At 46.6% G+C, this 7,460-nt stretch carries 7 protein-coding genes; all 7 read right to left on the bottom strand.

Translation table 11 applies throughout. The annotated features are described in order from the left end of the window. Positions 1–78: 78 nt before the first annotated feature. Positions 79–1,029 (bottom strand): LysR family transcriptional regulator, encoded by a 951-nt coding sequence (locus J6U00_RS02975; protein ID WP_296578637.1) that lies wholly within the window; start codon positions 1,027–1,029, stop codon positions 79–81. 18 nt (positions 1,030–1,047) lie between these two features. Further along, complete coding sequence (locus J6U00_RS02970) at positions 1,048–1,827, bottom strand: sugar O-acetyltransferase (RefSeq protein WP_365717911.1); 780 nt, start codon at positions 1,825–1,827, stop codon at positions 1,048–1,050. Between the two features lie 54 nt (positions 1,828–1,881). Continuing rightward, positions 1,882–2,658 (bottom strand): hypothetical protein, encoded by a 777-nt coding sequence (locus J6U00_RS02965; RefSeq protein WP_296578635.1) that lies wholly within the window; start codon positions 2,656–2,658, stop codon positions 1,882–1,884. 47 nt (positions 2,659–2,705) lie between these two features. Beyond that, a complete protein-coding gene (locus J6U00_RS02960; RefSeq protein ID WP_296578633.1) occupies positions 2,706–3,533 on the bottom strand; it encodes a hypothetical protein in 828 nt (275 codons plus the stop codon). Positions 3,534–3,548: 15 nt separating this feature from the next. Further along, positions 3,549–4,733, bottom strand: coding sequence for a D-alanine--D-alanine ligase family protein (locus J6U00_RS02955; protein WP_296578631.1), 1,185 nt, complete (start codon positions 4,731–4,733; stop codon positions 3,549–3,551). Positions 4,734–4,766: 33 nt separating this feature from the next. Beyond that, entirely contained in the window at positions 4,767–6,401 is a 1,635-nt protein-coding gene (gene murF / locus J6U00_RS02950; RefSeq protein ID WP_296578627.1) for a UDP-N-acetylmuramoyl-tripeptide--D-alanyl-D-alanine ligase, read from the bottom strand. Positions 6,402–6,506: 105 nt separating this feature from the next. After that, positions 6,507–7,280: an alpha/beta hydrolase gene (locus J6U00_RS02945; protein WP_296578626.1), complete on the bottom strand. Its 774-nt coding sequence runs from the start codon at positions 7,278–7,280 to the stop codon at positions 6,507–6,509. Positions 7,281–7,460: the final 180 nt, after the last annotated feature.

Here is a 7,460-nt window from a genome sequence, read left to right as displayed (position 1 = left end):
GATATGAACATCGCCCCAAAAATAACAATATATGATAATTATTCTTATTCAGAATGTGCTTATATTCAGATGTGTATATCATTTGTACTCAACGAATGCACTCTCATTTCTTACCTCATAGAGACGGTTCACCAGTTTGAGCTCGTTTTCCGAGAGTCTATGTCCCGAGGTGTATATCAGCACATCTTTGAAATTGTTGTCCGGAAAGGCACATTTGCGCTGTACGAGACCGTATTTTCCGCAGAGGCTTGCAGGCATGGGAGAGTCCAGCATGAAAGCCTGAGGCACAGTGAGCAGGAAGTCGAGAGCGCTTCCACGGTCGTACATACAAACCTTTCTCACAGGCACGTCCGCAGGACGGTTTGACGCATAGAGCTTCTCGACCGCGCCAGAAACATAAGGCACCGCGTCGTCGCCCTGTCCCAGTTCGGTATAATTGCAGGACAGGTCTGAATATGTGATGAAATCGGCGTTTGCGGCAGGGTGCTCAGAGGACATTACCGCAAGCATCTCGAATTCCCAAAGAAGCTTGCTGTCGAGGTTCTTTTCGGCTATGAAGTCGGCAAAGTACTTCTCATGCGCCGCATTGAAACGTATCACTCCGAAATCGTAGCCGTTTTCACGGACATTTTCGATAGTTCTCAGTGAATTGGTCTCGCAGAAAAATATCTCCATATCCTCGGGAGCGTTCAGCCCTGCGATATACTCTGAAAAAGCCTTGGATATATAGCCGGTTCTCGGCACGGATATGCGGAGACGGCTGTTTTTTGGCTTGTCCGGGGAGTGTATTGCTTCCATATTGTCTATCTGGATGAGTATCTGTTTGGCATATTCGAGGAATTTGAGGCCCTGATCCGTAGGTATAACGCCTTTTGAGGTGCGCCGGAATATGGTTATGCCGAGGGTGCTTTCCAGCTCCTTGATAGCCTTGCTCAGATTGGGCTGAGCCATGTAGAGGTTTTCCGCAGCCTGTGTTATTGAACGTGTTTTTTCTATCTCGACGGCGTATTTAAAGTGAAGTGTGTTCATGGTTCAGTCCTCCTTATGTTATTTCCTTCTGTCGGGGAAGCCGCTACTGCCGTTATTCGGATTCTCAACGCGGCGAACTTCAAGATGTCTCGGACCTGCCGGCTTCCTGTTTTCGGGAGATACAGGTCTGATCTCCTCCATTGAAGGTGGAGTAGCCTTTGTATTCTGTGCAGCAGGCGCAGTCTGTGCAGGCTGAGCTGCCTGCTTTTCCTCAGGCTTTTTCGGAGCCTCATGGTGAGCGCTCCTCTCTGTGATCTTTGTGGGAAGGCAGGGATTTCCAGCAGCAATGCAGTCCGAGGGGATATCCTTTGTGACTACGCTTCCGGCGGCGATAACAACGTTATTGCCTATGGTTATGCCTGCCGCTACTGTAACGCTGCTTCCGAAGCATACGTTATTGCCGACCTTGATAGGCTTTGCACGTTCAAGCCCTGTATTTCTCGTTACTGAGTCAAGAGGGCGCTCTGCTGTACAGAAGCAGCAGTTCGGACCGACGTATACATTGTCTCCGAAGGTTATTTCAGCATTGTCTATCAGTATACAGTTGACATCGGCGTGGAAATTGTTGCCGATAACGATATTGTAGCCGTAGTTGCAGAGGAAGCCTGCTTCTATTGTGACATTCTCGCCCTTGAGAGCAACTGTTCTGTCGATTATTCTTTCTCTCTTCTGGAAGTCGTTGTACTCCAGTGCGTTGAATTCTCCGCAGAGCTTTCTTGCCTTAACTCTTTCCGTGAAAAGCTCTCTGTCGCTTGCGTCATAAAGCTCTCCAGCCTGTTGTTTTTCTTTTTCGGTCATATTGAACCCTCCTTGTTTTGGATTATATTTATAAGCTGTTATCAGCGTTTTAGCTTACCATTGACTGCCACGGTCAATTATGGATTTGAAGAGCATAAATCCCCATACCGGCGAGGTGAACAGTGCGATAAGGATAAATGTCACTATGAATTTACCGAGATTTTTCCCGTAGTGACCGAACTCGCTTTTCAGATAATACCGCTCAGGGGCATCCGGGTCTATCAATATCGTATTGTCAAAACCAGTATTTTCAGCAAATACCGACCCTTCATGGTCCATGAAGTGATAACATTCACCCTCATAATAGTACTTGTAGATGTTAGTGCCGTCTGGCGCGTAATCATCGTGTTCATAAGGCACCTGACAGGTACAGGAGTGTTTTCTGCCTGCCGCGGCGGCAGATAAAACGATAAGATATATCAGTCTGCCGATGAGTATTGAAGCGATAGTCGCTATCATAAGCGCAAGTACTATCTTTGCGGCAAAGGCTGCTATTGACTTATTAAACATGGAAATGGACCCGCATATCCCGAAAAGCGTTACGAATATGCCGATTATCAGGAAAGGCAGGCGGTTCCATGTGTTGTTTTCCACTACTCTGCCGTTATGTCTGATCGTTCCGCTGTTGTCTATCCCTGCTAAAATGAAACCTGTTCCGAAAAGCAGGATAGTGATAAAAGGATTGATGAACGCAAAGACGATCATTACAGCAAACAGTATAAGAATGACGATACTGGGAACGGTTATACCGCTTTTTTTACCGGCCTGTGCCATGAGCAGGGAGTAGTCAATTTCTTTTTCCGCAAGAGGAAGTATATTTATCTTTTTCATCTTTACCCCTTCCTATCACAGCGGTATTCGGGCGGCGTTCGGAGCTGTCACGTAAATGCATTGTTTTTGATAAAATAACCCACGATAAGCGTATTGACCGTTACAACAACGGAAACGGATACTAAAAAAGAGATAAGCTTTTTCCTGCTGCTCCTGAAAAGCCAGGGTGCGTAGTATCTTTGGGGGATATCGGGGTCGATAAACACCTGAATATTGTCTGTATCGTTTGAAAGTGGCACAGCATTTTCAAGATCAGTGAAGCGGTAATCAGCACCGTTATAGGTATATTTGTAACTGAGCCTGCCTTTTGGATCTGCTACGATATAATTTGTAATATCGCTGCCGCCATTGAATAAGTTGCAGTACTGTAGCTTTACAGGAACGTTACACGCTTTTTTTCTGCTTGCCGCAGCAGCGATACGGGCGATAAGATAGATCATTATGCCGACTAAGACTGCCGCGATCGCTGCTCCGAAAAAAATGAATATGGCAGGAGCATAGTTGTGCATATCGTGGTAATTGAAAAATTCCGATATATTATGGTATGCAGGAAAGCCTCCGAAGAAAACGATCATTACCGAGCCTAAAGTAAGAATAGGCAGTCGTGTCCATGCATTGCTTTTCAAACGCCTGTGATTGAATCTTATTGGTACATTCCTGTCAAGTCCGCTTATGAATAAAAGCATTCCGAAAAAGAACATAAAACCCATTGGGATAGTAAGTACGGATAATATAATTATTAGTATCACAGCAGCCAGACCAACACGCAGCTGTGTCTGTTCGGTATACACAAATCCTTTTGTCGCAGACACATCGCCTGATATGTCTTTTCTGTCAAATCTTTCCGCAAGAGGAAGTATATTTATCTTTTTCATGTATCAGGGCGCTTATCAGCGCTTGCTGCCCTTTGAGCCGAAGCTGCCTCCCATTGAGAGGATATTCGTATCGAAGGTGTAGCTTATCTTTTCTGCCTGTCTGTAACGCTTGAGAGCAAGCTGGATAAGTCTTTCGAGAAGCTCTGTGTACTTCACTCCCTTGGGCTCCCAGAGATAGAATGCAAGAGAGCCGGGGATAGTGTTTATCTCGTTGATGTATACCTTGTCTGTAGCCATATCTATCATGAAGTCGATACGTGTAACGCCGTTGAGACCGAGATAACGGAAGGCGTCAACAGCGGTCTTTCTGATGAACTCGTCCTGCTCTGGAGTGATATCCGCAGGTATCTTTCTTTTCAGGGTAGCCATGCCCTTGCTGCCGCCCTTTCCGCCGCCTACGTACTTCTGGTCGTAGCTGAGGATATCGTCGCCGCTTGCCTGTACCGGCTCCTCACATACGGAAGCTTCTGCGGACTCGCTGTCGCCTGCTACGGCGCAGTTTATCTCCTTGAGCTGTACCACGCAGGGCTCGATGAGGATACGGTCAGCGAACTCGAAAGCCTCCTCGATAGACTTTATAAGGCTGTCTCTGTCCTTGCCCTTTGAGATACCTACGCTTGAACCAAGGTTTATGGGCTTTACAATAACGGGATAGCCGAACTTCTTCTCCACCTCCGCTACGATCCTGTCCATGTCGTTTATCTCGTAGGAGGAGAATCGGCAGCAGTCAAGTACGGGGAAGCCTGCATCCTTAAGGAGTATCTTCATTACGAATTTATCCATGCCCACAGCGGAGGCGAGCACGTCGCAACCTACGTATGGGAGGTCGAGGGTCTGGAGATATCCCTGCAAAGCGCCATCCTCAACGTTAGTGCCGTGAACGATAGGGAATGCAACATCTATATCAGAGATGACATTTGAGCCGAACTTCTTCATCTTCTGACGGATAAGCTGTACCTTACCTTCACTGCGTACAAAAACGCACTCAGTACACTCTTTGAGGAGTGCAGGGATATCCTTGAAGCTGTTGATATCCATGAGCTTTTCGCCTGTCCAGAATTCGCTCTTCTTGGTCATATAGACAGGGATTATATTGTATTTTTCCTTGTTTATGCTTGCCATAGCCTGAACAGCCGAGATAACTGACACCTCGTGTTCAACGCTTCTTCCGCCGAAAAGAACTGCAAGATTGATCTTCATTACTATTTCTCCTTTTATTTAATTCCGCATTGCTTAATAATTATCTGGTAAGTCGTTTTCAAGAAGGACTATTTTCTTCTTGTTTGACTGATAGGCGTTTACGTGTGCGAGAGCCTCATTCAGACTGTCCGCAACGAAAACGTTGTCCATATTGTAGCCTGCGTCCTTGATACCGTTATATATCGGAACTGTCTGAGCTTTGCCCACGAGAACAATATGGTCGCAGGCCTTAGCGGCCTCCTGACCGAACTCGAAGTTGAGCTCCTCCTGCTTTGCGCCAAGCTCTACCATACCGGGAGTTACCAGTATACGGCAGGCGTCGAAAAGTCCCAGTACATTGAGAGCTGCGCGGCAGCCGCTGGGATTTGAGTTGTATGCGTCGTCGATAAAGGTCGTATTGCTGCCCTTGTCGAGAAGCTGTAATCTGTGGGGAACTGCGGCGATACGCTTGACGGGAAGAGTGAGTTTTTCAAGTGATATGCCCGTACCGTGAGCGTAGGCGATGGCGCCGAGTACGTTCTGTACGTTGTGCTCACCGAGGAGCTTCATTGAGAATCGCTGTGTCTCGCCGCCGGGAGCAGTTACCGTGAACTCCGTGCCTCTGTCTGAAACGGAAATATCAGTTGCACGGTAGTGGTTGCCCTCCTGAAGTCCGTAGAGCACCGCATTTGGATATTCGGAAGCTTTTTTCCGGATAAGCTCGTTGTCGCCGTTGAGGTATATCTTACCACCCTTTGCCTTTACATGGTCGGCAAGCTCGAACTTAGTATTCACCACATTCTCGATAGAGCCGAAGGTCTCAAGATGCTGAGGGCCGACGGAAGTAATTATTCCGTCATGAGGATCCGCAATGCCGCAGAGCTCCTTTATTTCGTGAACTCGTCTCGCGCCCATTTCGCAGATGAAGTATTCGTGAGTGGGCTTTAAGTCGCGGCGAATAGTTATTGTGACTCCCATGGGAGTATTGAAGCTCTCAGGAGTTTTCAGTGTGTTGTACTGTGAGTTGAGAAGCTCGTCAAGGTAGAACTTCATACTGGTCTTGCCGTAGCTTCCAGTGATACCCACTTTATGGAGCGTGGGACACTCGGAAAGTATCCTTTTTGCGTCGTTGATGTACCAGTTTTGTACTGCCTTTTCCACTGGCTTGTTTATCAGATTGGACAGCGGAACGAGTATGGGAGTAAGGTACAGCGCAGAGCCAACAAGTATATATGGCAGAGCTATTATGAACCAGCGTGTTTCTTCACGACAGAAGTCTATGCCGTCTATTTGTACGAATGACTTTCCTTTAAGGATAGCTATGACATAGAATATCGCAACAAGTATGCCGAAGGTTATCATCATGCGTTTCATTCTTGCCGTGTAGACAAGTGGCTTCTTGAACTTCTTGCCAGGCTTGTTGATAAGAGCTATTATGGCATTGAAGAGGCATAGAACTATGATAAGAGCTATTGCGAGTCCGTCATGTGGCTGAAAAGGTCTCAGCAGAAACTGTGCTAAAAACAGGAATGCAGGCAGAATATATCTTTTTGCGTTCTTCTTCATCCACCAAGAATGCTCGGGAGTTTTGTAACCGTTGAGCTGCAACATATGGAATTCCCTCAGCCCTAAGAATACTGTTGCAGTCAATGAAATGGTTGCATAAATTATCCAAAAAATCAGATTCATTTAAATAGTCTCCTTACTATTGCATATATAGTAATTGAATATATGGACGCGCTTGGAACGTCCGTGGAGGATTATCTGTGACGACCGATTGTCGTTATTAAATATTCAATCTTCTATTTTCATAAAGCTGCACATCACGCGATTAAAGGTGAACTGCTGTTCGAGGAAGGAATAATGTCCTGCGTTTTCAAGCCTTACAAGACCTGCGTCGGGTATGAGCTTCTCCATTTTCTCGCCGTCGGAAAGGGGAGTTGCAGTATCGTTAACGCCCCATACAAGCAGTGTGGGAGCCTTGATATTCGGCAGATATGGCTCCAAGTCCTCGTTTACCACCTTTACCATGACCTGTCTCATCATGGGCGAAGCTGCGGCGTAATCGGCACTTCCCATTTTCTTGCGGAAGTTCTCCAGCGCGTCGGGGAAGAGCTTTTTTACTATGCCCCACGAGAGGACAGTCTTGCCAAGTTTGTAGTAGCGTGTGCGCCATGTCTTCTTGTTGGACTTCGGCGGCATTATGCCTGCGCTGTCCACGAGTATGACCTTTGTCACCTTGAAGGGCAGGTCATTTCGGCTGTGCATTTTGATTATGACACGACCGCCGAAGCTGTGTCCGAGGAACATGACCTCTTTGGTATCGTAGTCCCTGAGGAAGTCGATGACAAACTGCACATATGAGCTCACGTCCCAGACTTCCTTGGGCTCCTCGCTCTTGCCGAAGCCGGGCATATCCATAGCAACGACCTTATATTTCTTTGAGAGAAGCTCTATCATATTGGCGAAAAGGGTGATATTGCTGCCCCAGCCGTGGAGCAGTACGATGAGGTCGCCCTCGCCTTTTTCCTCATAGTTTATCTTTAAACCGTTAACTGTTTTTATCACTTTTATTATCTCCGCACAATAAGTGTTGTTATATATCATATACGGCATACAGCCGCAAATATACATATATAATTTATTATATCACTTGCGCTATTTTATGTCAACCATTATTTTGTAGGGGACACCCTCCCCTACAAATTGTTTCATGATACATTAATTGTCAGGCTCGGGCGAACGATG

Origin of the sequence: Ruminococcus sp., from assembly GCF_017650195.1 — a bacterium.
In the GTDB taxonomy this organism is placed as follows: Bacteria; Bacillota; Clostridia; order Oscillospirales; family Ruminococcaceae; genus Ruminococcus.
Note: the sequence above shows the minus strand (reverse complement) of the source record. Positions and strands in the feature narration are given on the sequence as shown.

Excerpts from the sequence above, each read along its gene's own strand:
- J6U00_RS02965 (WP_296578635.1), bottom strand. The coding sequence starts at position 2,658 with ATGAAAAAGATAAATATACTTCCTCTTGCGGAAAAAGAAATTGACTAC.
- J6U00_RS02975 (WP_296578637.1), bottom strand. The coding sequence starts at position 1,029 with ATGAACACACTTCACTTTAAATACGCCGTCGAGATAGAAAAAACACGT.
- J6U00_RS02970 (WP_365717911.1), bottom strand. The coding sequence starts at position 1,827 with ATGACCGAAAAAGAAAAACAACAGGCTGGAGAGCTTTATGACGCAAGC.
- J6U00_RS02955 (WP_296578631.1), bottom strand. The coding sequence starts at position 4,733 with ATGAAGATCAATCTTGCAGTTCTTTTCGGCGGAAGAAGCGTTGAACAC.
- J6U00_RS02960 (WP_296578633.1), bottom strand. The coding sequence starts at position 3,533 with ATGAAAAAGATAAATATACTTCCTCTTGCGGAAAGATTTGACAGAAAA.
- murF (WP_296578627.1), bottom strand. The coding sequence starts at position 6,401 with ATGAATCTGATTTTTTGGATAATTTATGCAACCATTTCATTGACTGCA.